The 17,333-nt window shown below is 67.4% G+C and carries 20 protein-coding genes, 1 tRNA gene, 5 pseudogenes and 1 riboswitch; of the genes and pseudogenes, 14 read left to right on the plus strand and 12 right to left on the minus strand.

All coding sequences use genetic code 11. The annotated features are described in order from the left end of the window. Nucleotides 1–17: 17 nt before the first annotated feature. The 11 genes and pseudogenes from K0H76_RS17495 to K0H76_RS17545 all read right to left on the minus strand — a co-directional run bounded on the left by K0H76_RS17495 (nt 18) and on the right by K0H76_RS17545 (nt 7,312). Nucleotides 18–824: an amidohydrolase family protein gene (locus K0H76_RS17495; RefSeq protein WP_258933833.1), complete on the minus strand. Its 807-nt coding sequence runs from the start codon at nt 822–824 to the stop codon at nt 18–20. A 110-nt stretch (nt 825–934) separates the two neighbouring features. Next, entirely contained in the window at nt 935–1,291 is a 357-nt protein-coding gene (locus K0H76_RS17500; RefSeq protein ID WP_258933834.1) for an amidohydrolase family protein, read from the minus strand. 257 nt (nt 1,292–1,548) lie between these two features. Beyond that, nucleotides 1,549–2,469 (minus strand): annotated as a pseudogene (gene pucL / locus K0H76_RS17505) (urate oxidase). 40 nt (nt 2,470–2,509) lie between these two features. Further along, the gene (uraH, locus tag K0H76_RS17510; RefSeq protein ID WP_258933835.1) at nt 2,510–2,833 is read right to left on the minus strand and encodes a hydroxyisourate hydrolase; all 324 of its coding nucleotides are present in this window, start codon (nt 2,831–2,833) and stop codon (nt 2,510–2,512) included. An 89-nt stretch (nt 2,834–2,922) separates the two neighbouring features. Then, nucleotides 2,923–3,357: a hypothetical protein gene (locus K0H76_RS17515; RefSeq protein WP_258933836.1), complete on the minus strand. Its 435-nt coding sequence runs from the start codon at nt 3,355–3,357 to the stop codon at nt 2,923–2,925. Nucleotides 3,358–3,458: 101 nt separating this feature from the next. Further along, a complete protein-coding gene (locus K0H76_RS17520; protein WP_258933837.1) occupies nt 3,459–3,587 on the minus strand; it encodes a hypothetical protein in 129 nt (42 codons plus the stop codon). 60 nt (nt 3,588–3,647) lie between these two features. Further along, nucleotides 3,648–4,720 (minus strand): annotated as a pseudogene (locus K0H76_RS17525) (homoserine O-acetyltransferase). Between the two features lie 108 nt (nt 4,721–4,828). Continuing rightward, nucleotides 4,829–5,350, minus strand: coding sequence for a PLP-dependent transferase (locus K0H76_RS17530; protein WP_258933838.1), 522 nt, complete (start codon nt 5,348–5,350; stop codon nt 4,829–4,831). A 305-nt stretch (nt 5,351–5,655) separates the two neighbouring features. Continuing rightward, nucleotides 5,656–5,955, minus strand: a complete 300-nt coding sequence (locus tag K0H76_RS17535; RefSeq protein ID WP_258933839.1) for a PLP-dependent transferase — start codon at nt 5,953–5,955, stop codon at nt 5,656–5,658. A gap of 70 nt (nt 5,956–6,025) precedes the next feature. After that, nucleotides 6,026–6,142, minus strand: a riboswitch (SAM riboswitch). Between the two features lie 57 nt (nt 6,143–6,199). Then, entirely contained in the window at nt 6,200–6,787 is a 588-nt protein-coding gene (locus K0H76_RS17540) for a hypothetical protein (RefSeq protein WP_258933840.1), read from the minus strand. A 270-nt stretch (nt 6,788–7,057) separates the two neighbouring features. Then, nucleotides 7,058–7,312: a hypothetical protein gene (locus K0H76_RS17545; RefSeq protein ID WP_258933841.1), complete on the minus strand. Its 255-nt coding sequence runs from the start codon at nt 7,310–7,312 to the stop codon at nt 7,058–7,060. 37 nt (nt 7,313–7,349) lie between these two features. Between K0H76_RS17545 and K0H76_RS17550 the strand changes: the two genes are divergently transcribed. Continuing rightward, entirely contained in the window at nt 7,350–7,544 is a 195-nt protein-coding gene (locus K0H76_RS17550; RefSeq protein WP_258933842.1) for a hypothetical protein, read from the plus strand. A gap of 215 nt (nt 7,545–7,759) precedes the next feature. Here K0H76_RS17550 and K0H76_RS17555 read toward each other — a convergent pair whose 3' ends face one another. Continuing rightward, nucleotides 7,760–7,945: an FAD/NAD(P)-binding protein gene (locus K0H76_RS17555; RefSeq protein ID WP_258933843.1), complete on the minus strand. Its 186-nt coding sequence runs from the start codon at nt 7,943–7,945 to the stop codon at nt 7,760–7,762. A 102-nt stretch (nt 7,946–8,047) separates the two neighbouring features. Between K0H76_RS17555 and K0H76_RS17560 the strand changes: the two genes are divergently transcribed. From K0H76_RS17560 to K0H76_RS17620, 13 genes and pseudogenes are all read left to right on the plus strand, one after another. After that, nucleotides 8,048–8,134, plus strand: a tRNA-Ser gene (locus K0H76_RS17560). 241 nt (nt 8,135–8,375) lie between these two features. Continuing rightward, the gene (locus K0H76_RS17565; RefSeq protein WP_258933844.1) at nt 8,376–8,540 is read left to right on the plus strand and encodes a hypothetical protein; all 165 of its coding nucleotides are present in this window, start codon (nt 8,376–8,378) and stop codon (nt 8,538–8,540) included. A gap of 39 nt (nt 8,541–8,579) precedes the next feature. After that, complete coding sequence (locus tag K0H76_RS17570) at nt 8,580–9,098, plus strand: hypothetical protein (RefSeq protein ID WP_258933845.1); 519 nt, start codon at nt 8,580–8,582, stop codon at nt 9,096–9,098. 255 nt (nt 9,099–9,353) lie between these two features. Continuing rightward, nucleotides 9,354–9,653: an acyltransferase family protein gene (locus K0H76_RS17575; RefSeq protein WP_258933846.1), complete on the plus strand. Its 300-nt coding sequence runs from the start codon at nt 9,354–9,356 to the stop codon at nt 9,651–9,653. Nucleotides 9,654–9,741: 88 nt separating this feature from the next. Next, nucleotides 9,742–10,878: an acyltransferase gene (locus tag K0H76_RS17580; protein WP_258933847.1), complete on the plus strand. Its 1,137-nt coding sequence runs from the start codon at nt 9,742–9,744 to the stop codon at nt 10,876–10,878. Next, nucleotides 10,838–11,158, plus strand: a complete 321-nt coding sequence (locus K0H76_RS17585) for a hypothetical protein (protein ID WP_258933848.1) — start codon at nt 10,838–10,840, stop codon at nt 11,156–11,158. Before K0H76_RS17580 ends, K0H76_RS17585 begins: the two co-directional genes overlap by 41 nt. Nucleotides 11,159–11,208: 50 nt before the next feature. After that, nucleotides 11,209–11,367, plus strand: a complete 159-nt coding sequence (locus K0H76_RS17590) for a hypothetical protein (protein WP_258933849.1) — start codon at nt 11,209–11,211, stop codon at nt 11,365–11,367. Nucleotides 11,368–11,428: 61 nt separating this feature from the next. Next, nucleotides 11,429–13,821: pseudogene (locus K0H76_RS17595) on the plus strand (DNA polymerase III subunit gamma and tau). An 11-nt stretch (nt 13,822–13,832) separates the two neighbouring features. Further along, nucleotides 13,833–14,430, plus strand: a pseudogene (gene recR, locus K0H76_RS17600) (recombination mediator RecR). Nucleotides 14,431–15,232: 802 nt separating this feature from the next. Further along, complete coding sequence (locus K0H76_RS17605; RefSeq protein WP_258933850.1) at nt 15,233–15,427, plus strand: hypothetical protein; 195 nt, start codon at nt 15,233–15,235, stop codon at nt 15,425–15,427. Between the two features lie 5 nt (nt 15,428–15,432). Further along, a complete protein-coding gene (locus K0H76_RS17610; protein ID WP_258933851.1) occupies nt 15,433–15,636 on the plus strand; it encodes a hypothetical protein in 204 nt (67 codons plus the stop codon). A 162-nt stretch (nt 15,637–15,798) separates the two neighbouring features. After that, entirely contained in the window at nt 15,799–16,605 is an 807-nt protein-coding gene (locus K0H76_RS17615; protein WP_258933852.1) for an amino acid ABC transporter permease, read from the plus strand. A gap of 105 nt (nt 16,606–16,710) precedes the next feature. Further along, a pseudogene (locus K0H76_RS17620) lies at nt 16,711–17,318 on the plus strand (amino acid ABC transporter permease). Nucleotides 17,319–17,333: the final 15 nt, after the last annotated feature.

Consider the following 17,333-nt stretch of genomic DNA (forward strand, 5'->3'; position numbering starts at 1 on the left):
CGGCACGGGCTCGGCGCTCACGAGACCTCCGCCGCTCGCACGCTGAGCGCCGCCGCGCCGATCCCATCGGCTGCCCCTGCGCTGAGGAGGAACTGGCCCGCACGAGCCAGGGCCGTGGAGGTGTTCTGGGGGCTGAGGACTTCCCGGCCGCGGAGGATGGTGCCCACCACGGCTCCTCGGATCTCTCGGCCGGCGTACGCGGTGATCGGGTTCTTGTGCGCCAGCTCGGACGCTGCGACCACGTGGGTCTGCTCGGGGTCATAGATCAGGAAGTCAGCATCCTTGCCCACCGCGATGCTGCCCTTGCGGTCCAGACCCACCAGCTCTGCGGTGCTGGAGGACATCCACCGGCTGACCTGCTCGATCCCGATGCCGCGACGACGCGCCTCATCGGCCACCGCCGCGAAGCCGACCTGCAGGCCCGAGATCCCTCCCCAGGCCTGTGTGAGGTCAGGGGCTCCGCGATACTTCTCCTCACGGGTGGCGGGCGAGTGGTCGGAGACGACCATGTCGATCAGGCCCTCCTGCAGCCCCTGCCACAGGGCGTCCCGGTTGCCCGCATCGCGGATCGGCGGGCAGCACTTGAATTCAGCAGCACCGTCAGGAATCGCCTCGGCCTCGAAGCAGAGGTAGTGGGGCACGTCTCCACCGTCAGGGGCAGACCTTCGTCCCGGGCGGCCTTGATCACATCGAGCCGCTGCCGAGGCCAGGTGGAGGATGTGCGTGCGGCAGCCGGTCTCGCGGACCGCATCGATCAGCCCCTCGACGGCGGTGGTCTCTGCCTCGTGGGGGCGGGTGCTGGCCCAGTCGGCGTACCCGGTCATCCTGCGGACCGGCGAAGGACGCTAACTCATGACGGCTTCGGTCGCGGTCTTGATCGTCCTGGCATCCTCCGCGTGGACGATCACCAGCCCGCCGAACGAGCGGACCTCCGTCATCGCCTCGCGCAGCTGCCCCGGAGATACAGGAGGGAACTCTTCGACGCCGGAATCCAGCAGGAAGCACTTGAACCCGAAGGCCCCGCCTCATGCAGCGGCTTCAGCTCGGCAGTGTTTCCGGGGACGATGCCGCCCCAGAACCCGGTGTCCACGTAGATCTGCGAGGCCGCCGCCTCCTGCTTGATCCTCAGGGATTCGACGTCGACCGTGGGCGGGATCGCGTTGAGCGGCATGTCCACGAGTGCTGTGACTCCGCCCAGAGCGGCTGCCATGGTTCCTGTGGCGAAGCCTTCCCAGTGGGTGCGTCCGGGCTCGTTGATGTGGACGTGGGTGTCCACGTTGCCGGGGAGCACCTGCACCCGCTCCCTGAGGCTGATCAGCCCCGGCAGCCTCAGGGCCGCCTTCGCGAACGCGCGCCGCGCGTGAGGCGGCGTCGCCGGGCTGCAGACGGGTGATCCGGGCAGCGGTGCCGTCGGGTGCGATCTCAATGTGGGCCGGGACCAGCTCTCCGTCGAGGAGGACCTGTTCGGCGACCAGGTGGCGGACAGTCATGAGCGGAGCCTAATGAGAATAGGTTTCGGACATGTTGACGGCGTGTTCACGTCCCATGTCAGCAGAACCCGCCGATCCACTCCCAGGCCGCGGGCCGGTGAGGCGCTGAGGCCCGCGTCACCGAGGCGTTCATCAGCCCGTAGGGAGAACACCGGCCTCGAACACCTCATTGGGATTCTCGAGGCCGAAAGGTTCGAGGTTCACGGCGTAGTGGTGGTTGTTGGGCATCTCGAACCGAATGTCCTCGATCTCCGGAACTGCCTCGAGCACCGCCTTCCCGCCGCGTAGAGCGTCTGCTGAAGAGACAGGGAGTGAACCAGGGCGAACTGCTCGAGCACCTGCTGCTTGGCCCTCTCATATGCGTCGTCGAAGTCGAAGCTGCTGAGGCTGATGTCGGATGCGTAGAGCCACCGGGCGGTGATGTCGGTGGCCATGATCCGATCGGTGACCTCCGGCAGGGTGGTGTACTCGTCGCGGGGAACCCGTGGAACTCACTGCCTGTGGACTTCAGCACGGTGAGGTCCTTGAACCCGGTCAGAATGTGGGCGTCGCCGTCCTGGATGGTGACGGCCGCGGTGCGCACCTCCTGCTTGGAGCGTACGAAGCTGTGCGGATGGGGCTCGCCCCGAACGCTGATCCGCTCCCACGGGTAGGAGTCCGCCGTCCAGCGGCCCCCTTCCACCTGCGGTGCGTCCACGAAGTGCTGGCCCAGAGTGTGGAGGAACTGCTCCGGCGTGACGATGCCGTACTTCTTTGCGAAGGCGTACACCGTGTTCTTCTGCGTATCGGTGGCGATGACGCTGGTGTTGTCGCCCTCGGTGTAGCAGCGCTGGTAGTCGCCGCGGAGGAAGCTGGTGACGTTGAGGTCCTGGAGGGTGTGGGTGTCGGCCTCTCGGCTGACCCGGACCACCCGCACCTCGGCTTTGCCGTACTGGTTGGGGCCCAGCACTATGTCGCTGCGGCTGACGAAATCTGACATCGAGGCTCCTGGTGGCTGGGAGGGAGGTGGACGGGCGGGGTCAGCTGCCGCGATACGTCGAATAGGCGAAGGGGCTCAGCAGCAGGGGCACGTGATAGTGCGCGGCATCGCTGACTTCGAAGGCGATGAGAACTTCGGGAAAGAAGGTCTCCTGATTCCGGGACGCGAAGTACTCCCCTGTGATGAAGCGCAGCCGGTACGTGCCTGGGTCGAGTGCCTCCGGCCCCAGCTGGCTGACGCGTCCGTCGGCGTCGGTGACGCCCGCGCCGAGCTGTTCGCCTGTCGCATCCGTCAGGGACACGGCGATTCCGCGGGCCGGGGATCCGGTGGAGCTGTCCAATACGTGAGTCGTGATGAGGCTCATGGGCTCACTCTATGAAACGTGTGTTTCAGCTATGCAACGCAGGCGCTCAGCGTGCCGCTGGGCGGCACGTGCGCTGCCGGGTGGGCTCTCTAGCTGCGGAGCGACTCTTCGAGCCGCAGCAGCGCGATCTCGGCGAGCTGCTGACGCCTGACCTCGTTCTCCGTCTCGGCGTCGTGCGAGAGCCGACGCTGCAGATGTTCGAGCATCTCCTCTGAGCTGCGGCCCTTGGCGCGGATCAGGAAGATGCGGTCGAACCGTGCTTCGTACTGCCGGTTGGCTTCGATCCAGTCGATGCGGGCCTGCTCATCCGCCGTGAGCTCGCCCTGCTCCCGACGTGAGGCGGCAGCCTCGGCGTCATCTCCTGAGACCTTCTCGCCGATGCGGGGTGGTGCGCCAGGGCGGCGTCCACCTCCTGGTCCGTCCAATCTTCTGCCAGGTCGGCGGCGGTGCGGCTCAGCTCGTCGAACGATGCGTAGAGTAGGCGGGCCAGCAGGCCCGCTCTCCACGATGCGACAGGCGCGCACGTGCTCAGCACCTCGCCGCCTGATCGGCCGACGCGTCGTTGAATTCGCTGAGCCTCACGCCACCTCCTGCGGCCGCAAGGCCGGTTCAGTCCTGCTTGTCGTCAGCGGAATCGGGTGTGCGGCGCTGCTCTTCTTTCGGGGCACCACCGGAATCGCGCCGGTTGCCATGCCGCCCATCGCGACGGGGCTGATGCCTTGCCGCGCTCGGGCTTCGAGCTCTTGTCAGTCATGTGGGCCACCTTACTTCACAGGGACGAGGGTCTCAGACCGTGCTCCGGATGGTCTCCGGGTCAGAGGGCGAGAGCCTCACGCAGCTCTGCGCCCAGCTGCTCGGGGCTGGTGAGGAAGCCGTCGTGGCCGATGGGCGATGAGATGACGTGGGCCCCGTCTGCGCCGGGCAGCATATCGGCCAGCTCGTGGGACTCGCTGGGGTAGTAGAGCCGGTCAGAGTCGACGGCGACGACGAAGGCGCGGGCCCGGACGCCCGCCAGTGCGGCTCTGGCGCCTCCTGCCACGGCCCACGTCGTGGCTGATGAGCGCCTCGGCCAGCGTCAGGTAGGCGTTGGGGTCGAAGCGGTCGGAGAGCTTCCGACCGTGATAGTCCATATAGGACTCCACCTGGTAGCGGCCCGCCCGCGAGAGGCTCCGCGGGGAGCCGAACGGGTCCTCCGCGCCCTGGCGGGTGCGCCCGAAGCGTTCATGCAGGTCAGGGCCGGTGCGGTAGGTGATGTGCGCGATGCGGCGTGCCAGCTGCAGCCCTGCCTCCGGACGGGGCCCGGCGTAGTAGTCGCCTCCGTGGAAGTGCCGGTCGTTGCGGATGGCAAGGACCTGCGTCTGCCCGAAGGCGATCTGCTCCGCCGTCGAGGCTGCGCCGCACGCGAAGACCCCCACCCCGTCGACCAGGTCGGGGCAGGTCGCAGCCCATTCGAGCGCCCGGGCGCCTCCCATTGAGCCCCCGATGACCGCATGCAGCCGCGACACTCCGAGCTGCTCCAGCAGGCGGCGCTCGAGATGCACAGAGTCGCGGATCGTCACAAAGGGAAATCTGGAGCCCCACGGCACCCCGGTGCTGTCCGGTGAGCCGGGGCCGGTCGAGCCGTAGCACCCGCCGACCATCGCCGGGGCGACCACGAACCATGTGCGCGTATCGATCGGCCGACCGGGTCCCACGAGCGACTGCCACCAGCCTGCTTCCGGGTCCTGGCGCGTCGACGCCACGTGGGAGTCCCCGTGAGGGCGTGAGCGACGAGCACAGCATTGTCGCCTGCCGCGTTGAGGGTCCCCAGGTCTCGTAGGCCAGGGTCACCTCGGGCAGGTGCCCGCCGGTCTCGAAGTCGTAGGCGCCGACCTCGGCGGCGCTCAGCGCGCCGGGCCGGTGGTGGCCGTAGTCGTTGGCCAGAGGGGCAGCCGGCGATCCTGCGCCGCGGCCGGGCGCAGCGCCGGCAGAGTTCTGGGTCAGCACATCAACACCTTAGGCCAGGGCTCCCGACGCGGCGTACGCGTCATCGGCGACTGCACACGCTTCCAGCGATGCGTCGAGGTCCGCGATCAGGTCATCAGCATGCTCCAGGCCCACGAACAGCCGCACCATGCCCGGCCGAATCCCAGCGGCATCCCGCTCATGGTCGGCGAGGCGAGCGTGGGTGGAGCCTGCAGGATGGTCGGCCAGGGCACGGATGCCGCCGGTGCTCCCGCGCCGGGAGAACACCCGCAGCGCTCGCACAAGCTCTTGAGCGGCCTCGTGCTGCGCCTGCGCGCTTCGGCCTGCCCTGACCTCGAAGGCCAGCGCCGCGCCGACGCCGGCAGGCAGGTAGTCCCGGCGCGCTCCGCGCAGGGGCTGGTCTCCAGTCCGGCGTAGTAGGCACGGTGCACCCGGACGGCCCTGAAGGTGCTCGGCGATCCGCTGGGCGGTCTCATTCTGCTGGCGGACGCGCGCTGCCAGGGATTCGAGCCCTCGGATCACCTGCTCGGCGACCACGTCGGGCAGCCGCACCTGCTGCGGGTAGCCTACCGGTGCGCGTGTGAGCTGCTCCGCGCAGCGGGCTCCACTGTGCTTAAGCGTCGACGATCACGCCTCCGGCCTGGCCGCCGCGTCCGGCGAGCAGATCGAGGCTGGTGTGCACCACAAGATCCGCGCCCTGCTCCACCGGTCTGGCCAGGAAGGGGGGGTGGCGAGGGTGTTGTCGATGATCAGTGCCGCGTCGGCCTGACGGGCGAGCTCCGAGATCTCGGCGAAGGCGAAAACGTCGCCCCGCGGGTCGGCGATGGTCTCTCCAAGCAGCGCAGCTGTGCTGGGACTCAGGTGGGCGGCCCAGGAGGCGGCGTCGTCGGGATCTTCGACCACCTCGGCGTCGACGCCGTAGCGGGGCAGGAGCTCGACGAAGGTCTCCGGTTCCCGGCGAACATCGATGGGGTCACCAGGACGCTGGTGCCGGGCTCGGCGACGTGCAGCACGGCAAGTGCCAGGGCGTCGGGCCCGTGCGCGACGGCGCGCGCCTGGTGGCCGGATTCCAGCGCGGCGAGCGTCTGCTCGAGTGCGGGAGTGGGGGCGTCGGTGTCAGCGGCAGCCTGCAGCAGCCGTGTTTCGAATTCGGTCATGAAGGTTCCTCGTGTGTCCTTTAGACCTGCTCCTGCGCAGTCTGCCGATCGAGGCAGAGCGCGCTGGAAAGGTCCGCGCTTGCTTACCCCGGCCTAGGGGTCGGCCAGGTCATCACCCGGGGCACCCCACCGCGAACTGGAGGGTTGCTTACCAGCAAACCGGGGTTTGACGCTGGCACTCTTGACCTTGTCCCAAGTGTGCCGGAACCAGGCGGCGACATTCAAGTGCGGTGCGCGAGGTCCATCACGTGAGCAGCCGCAGCCTCTGCGTCGGCCAGAGTGCTCGCCGTGGTGCGCGGGTCGCCTCCGGCCTCGGCAGCGATGGCCGTGCCCCACTGGGCGGAGGACAGCTGCAGGCCGAGGACGTGGATCGGCTGGACCTCGCCACGGTGCTCAGAAGGCGATGGGGGCTGGGGCTGACGTCGAAGCCCTTGTGCTCGGCACCTGCCAGCACGGCGGGCCGCGCTTCTCCGCTGCGCAGCAGCGTCCGGATCAAGGGCTCATCCGCCTGTCCCACACGGTTGGGCGGCATCATCGCTTCGATCAGGTGCGAGGCGGTGTGCTGCACGTCGGGCACCTGCGGGGATCGGGCTGCGAACAGCCCGGCGGAGGAGTCCACGGCGAAGATCGGGCTGGGACCGAGCACCTCGATGAGGCCTGCCCGTACCAGGGCCGCCATCTCCTCGGTCCGCTGGACGGGGGCGCCGGACGCGAGGCCTTCGGAGAGGGGCTCGAACCACGGCTCGATCTGCGCGGTCCGGCTGGCTTCGTCGACGAGGCCCTCCGTGAGCACCGCCTTGAGCGCGAACCGCGCAGCGTGGAGCGTCTTCACAGCAAGCTTCTCGGGGATCCCTCGGCGGCCGCCGAGGAGGCGGCGTCCTGCTCCAGCCAGTCGAGCACGGCGGCGCGGTGCTCGTCCCGGTCGGAGAATCGACGACCGTGGAAGGGGCTGCGTAGGCCCTGGGGTCGAAGGTGCCCGCCCCGCCGAAGGAGCTGTAGGTGGCCTGGACGTCGGCCATGATCAGCGGAAGCAGGTGCTCTTCGAAGTCGAGTGGTCCGTGCTGCTGGGCCAGTCCGCGCACGGCCTCTGGGCTGAAATGGGTCAGCGCCGTGCCCTCAGGCAGAAATCCCGGGGCCGTGGTCTTGGACCGGTATGGGGTTCCTCGCCGCGCACCGGCGATGAGGCGCGGCTCCTCCCGGAGGCGATGTACTCCAGCTGCTGGCCCGGAGCGGCGCCCGGGCGGGTGCGGAACCGGCCTCCCCGCCCGACGGTGACGGCGATCATGAGGTCGAAGAAGTTCAGCCCCATGCCTCGCACCAGAATGGGGGCGGCGGCTGGGAGCGCGTCCAGATCCACGTCGGTGGGGATCGCTTAACGGCTGATAGTGGAGCCCATGGCCGGACGCGGCATCGGCGAGCGCGGCCCGCATCGGGTCTGCGCTGAGGTCGGCGGGCACGTGGCCGAGGCTGAGAACGGCTGCGTCCACCGTGTCGAGGCGGTCCTGCAGCTGGAGGGTGACGGCGCGTGCTGGGGCTTCGCAGGCGAGGCTGAGGATGCGCTGGTGCACGCGGTCGACGGTGACGCTTAAGCTCCTTCGAGAGCTTCGACGACGCGGTGGTGCAGCCACGTCAGGTACTGCCCGTATTCGCTGCGGGAGGAAACCATGTGCCGCTGCGTCTCTGACGTCGTGGTCTGCCCCGTGCTGGGTCCACCACTGCAGAAAGCTGGCCGAGCATGAGGAGGCGGCCAGCCTCTCCTGGGTTCCTGCGACGGGCGCCGCGGTGGGAAAGGCTGCCGGGGTGTTCATGAGGTAGAGGGGGACTGAGCGGGATCCCACACTCTGCCTGCCCCGTGGGGCGCAGGATCCGCCACGACGACGCGCAGGCCGCGGGCGGGCAGCCCCGTGCTCTCGACGCGGGCGAGGAGACGCTCCAGGAAGGAGGTCCCGCGGGGTCCTGCCCCGACGACGGCGATCGCGTACTCAGTCACAGGGCACCACCTTAGTGCGGGAAGGGGCGTGCTTTGCTCCATGGGGTCACGACCGCTACCCTGGATAGGCACGGATGCCGGGAGACCGGCGCCTGATGCGAAGGAGGCGTGCCGGAGCGGCCGAACGGACTTCACTGCTAATGAAGGATCCCTTAACCGGGGATCGGGGGTTCAAATCCCCCGCCTCCGCTCTTCACCCCGTCTGTCTGCGGCAAGCGCCCAGCCAGGCGGGGTTTTCATCATGGACCGTCTCCAGTGATGGTCCTCCCGAGAACCCCACCCCGATCACCTCGTACGACTGGAGCCCTGTGCCCCTCTGAAGACTCAGGAAGACCTCGACCAGGTCAAAGGCTTTCTGCGCGCAGAAGGGATCAAGCCGGGAACGGGCAACGCGCTCATCGTCCATGAGGCCCTGAGCAGGGGGCTGAGGGTGACGGGATCACCACGGGGCAGAGCTGTCATCTCGGAGGGTGCGGGCGCCTCATTCCACTGGCGCAACGGCGTCTCGAACATCAACCATCGGCTGGCCCGGCAGATCGTTCCGCAGAAGGAGGTGGTCAGCCGCATTCTGCGCGCATCCGGCGTCAACGCTTAGCGAGAACGCAGTGTTCAGCCCCTCGGATGCGGAGCGCGCGTGGGCGTGGGCCCGCTTCGCCTCCCCTTGGTCGTCAAGCCCTTCAACGCCTCCCAGGGACGCGGTGTCCACATAGGGATAGAGACGCGGGAGAGGTTCATCGAGGCGTTCACCTCGGTCGGCGAGCAGTACGGCGAGGTTCTCGTGGAGAACTTCCTGCCCGGCACCGAGCATCGCGCCCTGGTGGTCGACAATTCGCTGGTGGCCGTGACACGCCGCGTGCCCGCCCACGTGGTCGGAGACGGCGCATCCACCGTCGAGGAGCTGATCGCTGCGAAGAACCGCCGCCGAGGCCTCATCCACAAGCCCCTCAGGACGGATGACTCCGCCCGCGCGAATCTTCAGCAGGATGGTCTCAGTCCGGCATCAGTCCCTCCGAGGGCCAGACTGCTCATCTTCGCAGGACGAGCAACCTTCACACGGGCGGAGACGCGATCGACGCCACCGATGAGCTCCACGACGGCGAGCGCGAGTTCATCGAGAAAGCAGCACGAGCCATACCGGGTCTGCGGGTGGTAAGCTTCGACGTGCTCCTTCCCGAGGCGAGGACGACGGGGAGTAAGCGATCCTCGAGGTGAACCCGTTTCCCATGATTTCGATGCACCACTTTCCCGCCGAGGGGCAGTCGCGGGACGCCGCCGGGTCGATCGTCCGGGCGATGTTCCCGTGAGGCGCTCCTTCCAGGTCGCGCTAAGCTTGGCCTGATGCGAGAGGGAGCTTCCGCCGCGACGGCGCGCGCAGGCACGGACGCGCCGTAAGCCCCGGATGGACTGGATGGATGCGCTGCGCGGCGTCGCAGTGCTGCTCGTCGTTGTTCTCCATGCCGCGGGGATTCCGCGGGCCAACGGTGCAGGCATCGAGGCCTGGACCGAGCTCAACATGTACCTCGAGCCGTTCCGGATGCCTCTGCTGATGTTCCTCTCCGGCATGCTGCTGCCCCGCTCGCTGTCGAAACCCGTATCCCACTACCTGTGGGGCAAATTCGCGGCCATCGTGTGGCCCCTGGCGCTGTGGCTGGTCAGCTTCGGCGTGCTGATCTACCACGGGGCCCCGGCGATCTCAGCTACTGGCTGAACGGCGACTACCTCTGGTTCCTGATGGCCCTGATGCTCTGCTACGCAGCCGCGCTGGCGCTGAGACCAGGCACCACGGCATCCGCCGCATGGATGCTGCCTGCCTGCGCGGCCCTCCTCGGGGCCTCATGCTCGTCGTGCGGCATGCTGAGCTGACCGATCTCCTCCTGCTCAACCGCACGCTGTACTACGGGGCGTTCTTCTTCCTCGGCGCGGCGGCCGCGCGCCTGGTGCAGCGATGGGTGGGGGCTCCCGTCGCCGTCGTGATGGTGCTGGCGGCCTACGCGGGAATCATGTCGCACCTGGCCGTCGACGACCGCACCCTCAGACTCGGCTCCCTCTACGCTGCCCCCACCGCCCTGGCCGGGATCGCCGTTGCCCTGTGGGCCGCCCCGCGCATCTGCCGCCTTCGGATGATGCCTGACGCGATCCTTGACTTCCTCACGTGGTGCGGACGGAATTCGATCGTCATCTACGTGGCCCACTTTCCCGTCATCATTCTGATCCACCGGCTCATGCGCGAGCTGGGCGCCTCCCCTCTCGCCTACGTGACCGCATGCACCGTCGGCGGACTCATCATCACTCTGCTCATCGCCGCCGCCAGGCCGTGGACCCCGTGGCTCTACGTCTTCCCCGCGCCGCGGTCGTCAGCGCACGGCTCTCCGCACGCTCCGCGGCGCGGGCCTCCGAGACCCCGCGCCCACGCTCCCCACTCGATGACGCGTCCGGCAGCCGACGCGCAGGCCGCTCAGGGCACCGACACCCGGATGCGCTGGATGGACATGCTGCGCGGGCTCGCCGTCCTTCTGGTGGTCGTCCTGCACGCCGCAGACATTCCGATGTCCAACGACAGCGGGAGCCGGGAATGGTCGCACATCAACCGGTACTTCGAACCGTTCCGCATGCCGCTGCTGATGCTGCTCTCCGGCATGCTGCTTCCCGGGCGCTGTCCAAGCCCGTCTCCCACTACGCGACGGGGAAGCTCGCGGCAGTCGTGTGGCCCTGGGCCCTGTGGATGGTCGGGTACGGGGTCCTGGTGCACCACGCGGGGCCCGGCAATCCCGACTACTGGCTCACCGGGGCAGCTACCTGTGGTTCTTGGGCGTGCTGACCATGTGCTACGCCGTGGGCCTCCTCTTCAAGCGGGGCGTCTCCCACCCTCACGTGCTGCTCATCGGCGCGCCGATGCTGGGGGTGACGATGCTGACGCTGCGTCACGTCACTGACTGGGACATCACCCTCATCAACCGATTCCTCTACTACGGAGCCTTCTTCTTCCTGGGCGCGGCCCTGACTCATCTCGTCATCAGATGGGCTCGGGCGCCGTGGCCTGTGATCCTCCTGCTCGCCGCACCGGCGGCCGCACTCTCCCATCTGGGGGTCTCCGAGGTGCAGCTGAGGTTCGGCACGTTGTACTCGGCCGCCACGGCCGTCCTGGGCCTGGCCGTGCTGCTCTGGGCCGCACCCCGGCTCTACCGCTATCGCCTCCTCCCCAGCCGCTGCTGAGGCTGCTGGAGTGGTCGGGGCGGAACTCCATCGTCATCTACGTGGTGCACATGCCTGCGGTGGTCCTCACCCACCGCCTGCTGAGCGCCTCTGATCTGGAGCCCTTCGCCCACGTCGGGCTGGTCACGGCGGCAGGCTTGGGAATCTCTCTGCTGGCAGCGCGGCTGCGCCCGTGGACGGGATGGCTCTATATGTTCCCGCGCAGGTAAGGTCTTCGTCGTGACCACTGCCCTGTACCGCCGCTACCGGCCCGACACCTTCGCCGACGTCATCGGGCAGGAGCACGTCACCGCTCCGCTGGTCACCGCATTGGACAAAGACTCCGTCTCTCACGCCTACCTCTTCTCAGGGCCGCGCGGCTGCGAAAGACCACCTCGGCCCGCATCCTGGCACGGTGCCTGAACTGCGCCCAGGGCCCCACCGGGACACCGTGCGGCGAATGCGACTCGTGCCGCGAGCTGGCCACCGGCGGTGCAGGGGCCCTCGACGTCATCGAGATCGACGCGGCCTCGCACGGCGGCGTCGACGACGCCCGGGACCTGCGCGAGCGGGCCACCTTCGCCCCGGTGCGCGACCGCTACAAGATCTTCATCATCGACGAGGCGCACATGGTCACCGCAGCAGGGTTCAACGCGCTGCTGAAGATCGTCGAAGAGCCTCCCGAGCACATCAAGTTCATCTTCGCGACCACCGAGCCTGACAAGGTCATCGGCACGATCCGTTCGCGCACCCACCACTACCCTTTCCGCCTCGTCCCGCCGGAGCCGCTGCTGACCTACCTGGAGCGCCTGTGCTCCTCGGAGGGCGTCGCCGCAGCGCCGGGTGTGCTGCAGCTGGTGCTGCGCGCTGGAGGCGGCTCAGTGCGGGACACCCTGTCCGTCCTGGACCAGCTCATCGTAACTCCGGCCCAGAGGGCATCGCCTACGACCGGGCCGCCGCACTGCTGGGCTTCACCCATGCTGCGCTGCTGGACCAGGTGATCGACTCCGTGGCCGATCTCAACGGCGCCCGCGCCTTCGAGGTCGTGGACCAGGTGGTGCAGTCCGGGCAGGACCCTCGACGGTTCGTCGAAGACCTCCTGGAGCGCATCCGCGATCTCATCGTGGTGAAGTCCATGCCGGAGAGCCCCGGGGCGATCCTTCGGGGCACACCGGAGGATCAGATTCGTGTGATGGTGGCACAGGCGGCGAAGGTCGGACCCGGTGAGCTCTCACGGGCCGCCGACACCACTGCCGCGGCCCTGACGGAGATGGTGGGCGCCACGTCTCCGCGCCTGCACCTGGAGCTGCTGATGGCTCGGCTGCTCCTTCCTCACGCCGAGTCCGGCCATGCCTCCCTGGCAGCACGGCTGGAGCGCCTGGAGCGCCGCATGGACTTCACCTCGGGGGCAGGCTCCACGCCGCTTACCGAAGCGCCGCCCGCAGACGCCGAGGCGTCGCTTACTGCGGCCGTCGAATCGCAGACTCCCCGAGTAGGCGCCGTCCGCCCCGCAGAGTGGCACCCGCACCGACCCCGCGCGCAGACGACGGCTGGGCCGCGCCCGGCGTCACGTGGGGCGCTCCTCCGAACCGGAGCCCGCCTCAGCGCAGCCTGAGCCCGCCCCTGAGAAGCCCGAGCGAGCACAGTCCGGGCCAGCGCAGCCCGGTCCGCTTGCGTCGGCACCCTCACCGGAGCCTGCGGCACCTGCGCCCCCGACACCCGCTCCGGCCTCCGCCCCGGAGCAGACCCCGTCCCGCCCCGAGAGCCAGTCGGGGACGAATTCCAGCCAGATGATGCAGCGCGCCTGGCCGGACATCGTCGAGGCCATGAAGTCGAGATCCCGGATGCTGTGGATGCTGGTCAAGGGCAATGTGACCGTCGGCGGATTCGACGGCCAGACCCTCACGCTCAGCTTCGCCAACGACGGAGCCCGCAATACGTTCGCCAACCGAGGCGGCAAGGACACACTCACCGAGGCCATCCATCAGGTCCTGGGCATGCAGGTCACGCTGGATCTCGCCACAGGCGGTGGGACGCCCCAAAAGCTGAGGGCGCGCCCTCAGCAGCCTACCGATCCCGCACCGCAGGCCAGCGACGACGATCACGCTCCCGCTTCCAGCGCGACGCATCCGCCCAGCCCTGCACCCTCTGATGAGTCCCCGCAGTGGGCTCCGCCCCAGGAGCCGGCGCCTGATGAGGAACCGCCCCATGATGCCTGGCAGCCGGGGCCCGAGGACCAGAGCTGGCAGACGCAGCCTGAGCACGCGCCGCAGGAGGCCGCACGACCCCGCGTTCCGGAGAAGCCCGTGATACCGGCCTTCGCCCGGCGATCCCAGGCCGCACCGGCCTCCCAGCCGCGGACGGACGGACTGGAGGACGTCGACGATACGCCGCCCCGGAGCCGCTTACCCTGCCCCCATCCGGAGGAGCCTGAGGATCCCGCCGCACCCCGCCGGACTGGGCAGAGGCCGCACCCTCCCCTCGAGCCGGTCGCACAGACCTCCCGGCCTGTGTCGCCGCAGCACGCGTCACGGTGGGCCGGTCCTGAGGACCCTGAGGAGGACGTCCCCAGCGAGGATGATGAAGAGATCATGCATTCGGGCGTCTTCGGCCGGCGTGCCATCGAGCGGCTCCTCGGCGGCACGCTCATCGAGGAGCGGCGCCTCGGCGCCGAGGGGCACTAAGGTGACTAGCTGTGTATGAAGGCGCGGTCCAGGACCTGATCGATGAGCTCGGTAAGCTGCCCGGCATCGGCCCCAAGTCCGCCCAGCGGGTGGCATTCCACATTCTCGAGGCCGACGCCGAGGACATGAAGCGCCTGGCGGCCGCGATCAGCACCGTCAAGGACAAGGTCAAGTTCTGCGAGGTTCTGCTTCAACGTCTCCGAGGAGACGAGATGCCGAATCTGCCAGGACGAACGGCGCGACGGCTCCGTGCTCTGCGTGGTCGAGGAGTCCAAAGACGTCATGGCGATCGAGCGCACCCGCAGCTTCCGAGGGCTCTATCACGTGCTCGGCGGCTCGATTAACCCGATCGCCGGCGTAGGCCCTGATCAGCTGCATATCCGCGAGCTTCTCACTCGACTGTCGGACGAGAGGGTCCAGGAAGTCATCATCGCCACAGACCCCAACCTTGAGGGTGAGGCCACCGCCACCTATGTGGTGCGCATGCTGGGGGCAGTGGGCATCAGGATCACCCGTCTGGCCTCCGGGCTGCCGGTCGGCGGGGATCTCGAATATGCCGACGACGTCACCCTGGGACGGGCTTTCGAAGGCCGCCGAAGCGTCACCTGAGCGGCCGTCCCAGCGTCCGTTCGTCACCCGCACGGGGCCGTTCAGAAGAATTAATTCAAATGTAATTGTCATATTCGGCCTGAAAAAGCTTCTTCATTTTCTTCTGCGGCGGATCGCGCTTCTGACTAAGGCAGCGGAGATCAGCGTCGATATTCTCCCTCTTTTTCCAAGAGGTTACGGCGAACACAAACTGAGGCTCTCACCAGGCCATCACAGTTTTTTCGCGCATTCTTTGGACGTAGTGTGATCTGCATCCCAAGCCGAGCCGCGGATGCCGCGCTCGGCACGGACACTTGCACCGGCACCAACAGAAGAGAACTGAGGTACTACCGATGGACTCCAATACACCCCTGCTGCGCGTCACCGCCTTCAGCGCTGCGGCGCTCCTCGTCCTGACCGCATGCGGCGACAACGGTGACGATGACACAGACGTCGACGAGGGCAACGGCGCCGACGTTGAGACAGACGAGACAGAGGACGATGCCGAGGCCGGTGGTGACGGCGAGGCGATGACGATCGCCATCGCTTACGAGGAGCCGTATTCCTGGCTCGATGAGGGCGGCGAGCCCACCGGCGCCACTGTGGCCATTGCCGAAGAGATCCTCGGCGAACGTATGGGCTACGAGGTTGAGGCGGAGTACACCGACTGGGACAGCCTGATCCCAGGCCTGACCGCCGGAAACTGGGATGTTGTGTCTGCGGGGATGTCCATCACCCCGGAACGCTGCGAAGAGGCCGCGTTCTCGGAGCCTGAGATTATGTACACCACCGCCTTCCTCGTCGAAGAGGGCAACCCCATGACGTGGAAAGCTTCGAGGACCTCGCCGAAGCCCAGGCGGACGGCGACCTTGACGTCGTCGCCCTCTCTGCCGGGATCGAATCCGGCTGGCTCGAAGAGGAGGGCGTCGAGTTCGAGGGCGTCGGCTCAGCTGAGGACGGTGTGGACTTCGTCGACGGCGGGGCCTCAGACGTCATGGTGCTCACCGCAGCTTCCTGAATGCGATGAGCGAAGACATGGAGGGCGTCGAGGTCACAGAAGAGTTCGCCTACGAAGTCTCGGCCGGTGCCCACACCTTCCGCCCCGACGACACCGAGCTGCTCGAGGAGTACAACGAGCACCTGGAGGAGCTCATGGACTCCGGAGAGTTCCTGGAGATCATCGAAGAATACGGGTTCACCGAGCAGGAGCTCCCGATCCGGAGATGACCACAGAAGAGTTCTGCGAAGGCGACACTGACGCCATCGAGGAGCAGTACGGCGACGACAGCTGATCAGCTCACCAGCTGAACCTGGTTCTGCGGTAAGCCCCTCTGCTCGAGGCCTAGGCCGCAGAACCCGTCAACAGACTCCTGAGCCGAGAGGGCACTAGTGGACTTCTTCGAGGACTGGCCTCAGTACTTCCAAGTCGTAGGCAACTGGTCCGAGCGCCTCCTTGAGGGAATCTGGACTACGGTCCAATTGACGCTGCTCGGCGGCGCGGCGGCCTTGGTGGTGTCGCTGGTTCTGGGCCTGGCCGCTGGGAGCCTGAGCATCTGGCTGCGTCTGCCAGCCCGAGTGCTCATCGAATTCTTCCGAGGCATCTCGCTGCTGGTCCTTCTCTTCTGGCTGATGTTCGTCCTGCCCCTGTTCTGGATGCACTACGACGTCCCTCTGCCCGCGCCGCAGGAGCATACCTTCGCCCTGGGCGTGGCGGCGCTGGGAATCAATTACGGCGCCTACGCCGCCGAGGCAGTGCGCGCATCTCTGACCACAGTGCCCAAGGCCCAGTGGGAGGCCACCACGGCACTGTCGATGTCCTGGCCCCACAAGATGCGCCGCATCATCTTCCCGCAGGCGTGGGCACTGATGCTGCCGTCCCTGACCAACTTATGGGTCCATCTGCTGAAGGGCAGTGCGATCGTGTACCTGGTGCCAGGCGTCAATGATTTCACCGCTGAGCTCAACAATCTCCGTCGCCCCACCGATATTTGGTTCTCCCACGCGTTCATCGGCCTGGTGGTCTACTTCATCCTGGCCCTCGTCCTCACCCTTTTCATGCAGATGCTGGAGGCCCGCGCGAAGCACAGGCTGGGGCGCGGACCGTCACTGCGTGAGATTCTCTCGCCGAAGCCCAAGACGGCACCGTACGAAGCGTCGGCTTCGCCGAAGCAGCCTGCCGCGGGAGGAGCATCATGAACCCCCATCAAACAAGCCTGCAGGCAGAAGAAGTCAGCGACCCTCCTCATCGACGAATCAGGCCCGATCTTCGACCCTGAGTTCGCCTGGGAGGTTCTGCCAGACATGCTCATGGCTTTCCTCCAGGTGACGCTCGTCGTGACGGTGGTCAGCACGGTCATCGCAGCGGTGCTCGGCCTCATCATCGCGATCCTGCTCATGGTCCTTCCGCGGCCCCTGGCCTGGATCGTGCGATGGGTCGCCAATTTCATCCGCATGACCCCGATCGTCGTACAGCTGATCTTCGTCTTCTGGAGCACCTTCCAGTGGCTCGAGCCTATGACGATGGGAATCATCGTCTTCGGCGTCCACTACGCGACCTATATGTCCGAGGTGTACCGCGCCGGGATCGAATCCGTTCCCAAGGGTCAGTGGGAAGCCACGACGGCCCTGTCGATGTCGGCAGCGCGGACCTGGCGCAGGGTGGTCATCCTGCAGGCGCTGCGCTCCACTGTTCCTCCTTGGGCAACTATGCGATCTCGATGTTCAAGGACACACCGTTCCTCTTCGCCATCCAGGTCATGGAAATGGTGCGGGTGGCACAGACGATCGGCGCCCAGACTTTCCGCTACACCGAAGTGATCACCATTGCCGGGATCATCTTCCTGGCCGCCAGCTATCCGACCGCCGTCCTGGTCAACCGATTGGAGAAGCGTCTTGCCTACGCCCACTGAGACCCCATCCCCACT

The sequence above is a fragment of the Nesterenkonia pannonica genome (genome assembly GCF_019575955.1).
GTDB lineage: Bacteria > Actinomycetota > Actinomycetes > Actinomycetales > Micrococcaceae > Nesterenkonia > Nesterenkonia pannonica.

What these genes read in the sequence shown, in the direction of transcription:
- K0H76_RS17495 (WP_258933833.1), bottom strand. Translation starts at nt 824, where the DNA reads ATGACCGGGTACGCCGACTGGGCCAGCACCCGCCCCCACGAGGCAGAG.
- uraH (WP_258933835.1), bottom strand. Translation starts at nt 2,833, where the DNA reads ATGAGCCTCATCACGACTCACGTATTGGACAGCTCCACCGGATCCCCG.
- K0H76_RS17520 (WP_258933837.1), bottom strand. Translation starts at nt 3,587, where the DNA reads ATGACTGACAAGAGCTCGAAGCCCGAGCGCGGCAAGGCATCAGCCCCG.
- K0H76_RS17535 (WP_258933839.1), bottom strand. Translation starts at nt 5,955, where the DNA reads ATGACCGAATTCGAAACACGGCTGCTGCAGGCTGCCGCTGACACCGAC.
- K0H76_RS17550 (WP_258933842.1), top strand. Translation starts at nt 7,350, where the DNA reads ATGGCCGGACGCGGCATCGGCGAGCGCGGCCCGCATCGGGTCTGCGCT.
- K0H76_RS17575 (WP_258933846.1), top strand. Translation starts at nt 9,354, where the DNA reads ATGGATGCGCTGCGCGGCGTCGCAGTGCTGCTCGTCGTTGTTCTCCAT.
- K0H76_RS17580 (WP_258933847.1), top strand. Translation starts at nt 9,742, where the DNA reads ATGGATGCTGCCTGCCTGCGCGGCCCTCCTCGGGGCCTCATGCTCGTC.
- K0H76_RS17585 (WP_258933848.1), top strand. Translation starts at nt 10,838, where the DNA reads ATGCTGGGGGTGACGATGCTGACGCTGCGTCACGTCACTGACTGGGAC.
- K0H76_RS17590 (WP_258933849.1), top strand. Translation starts at nt 11,209, where the DNA reads ATGCCTGCGGTGGTCCTCACCCACCGCCTGCTGAGCGCCTCTGATCTG.
- K0H76_RS17610 (WP_258933851.1), top strand. Translation starts at nt 15,433, where the DNA reads ATGAGCGAAGACATGGAGGGCGTCGAGGTCACAGAAGAGTTCGCCTAC.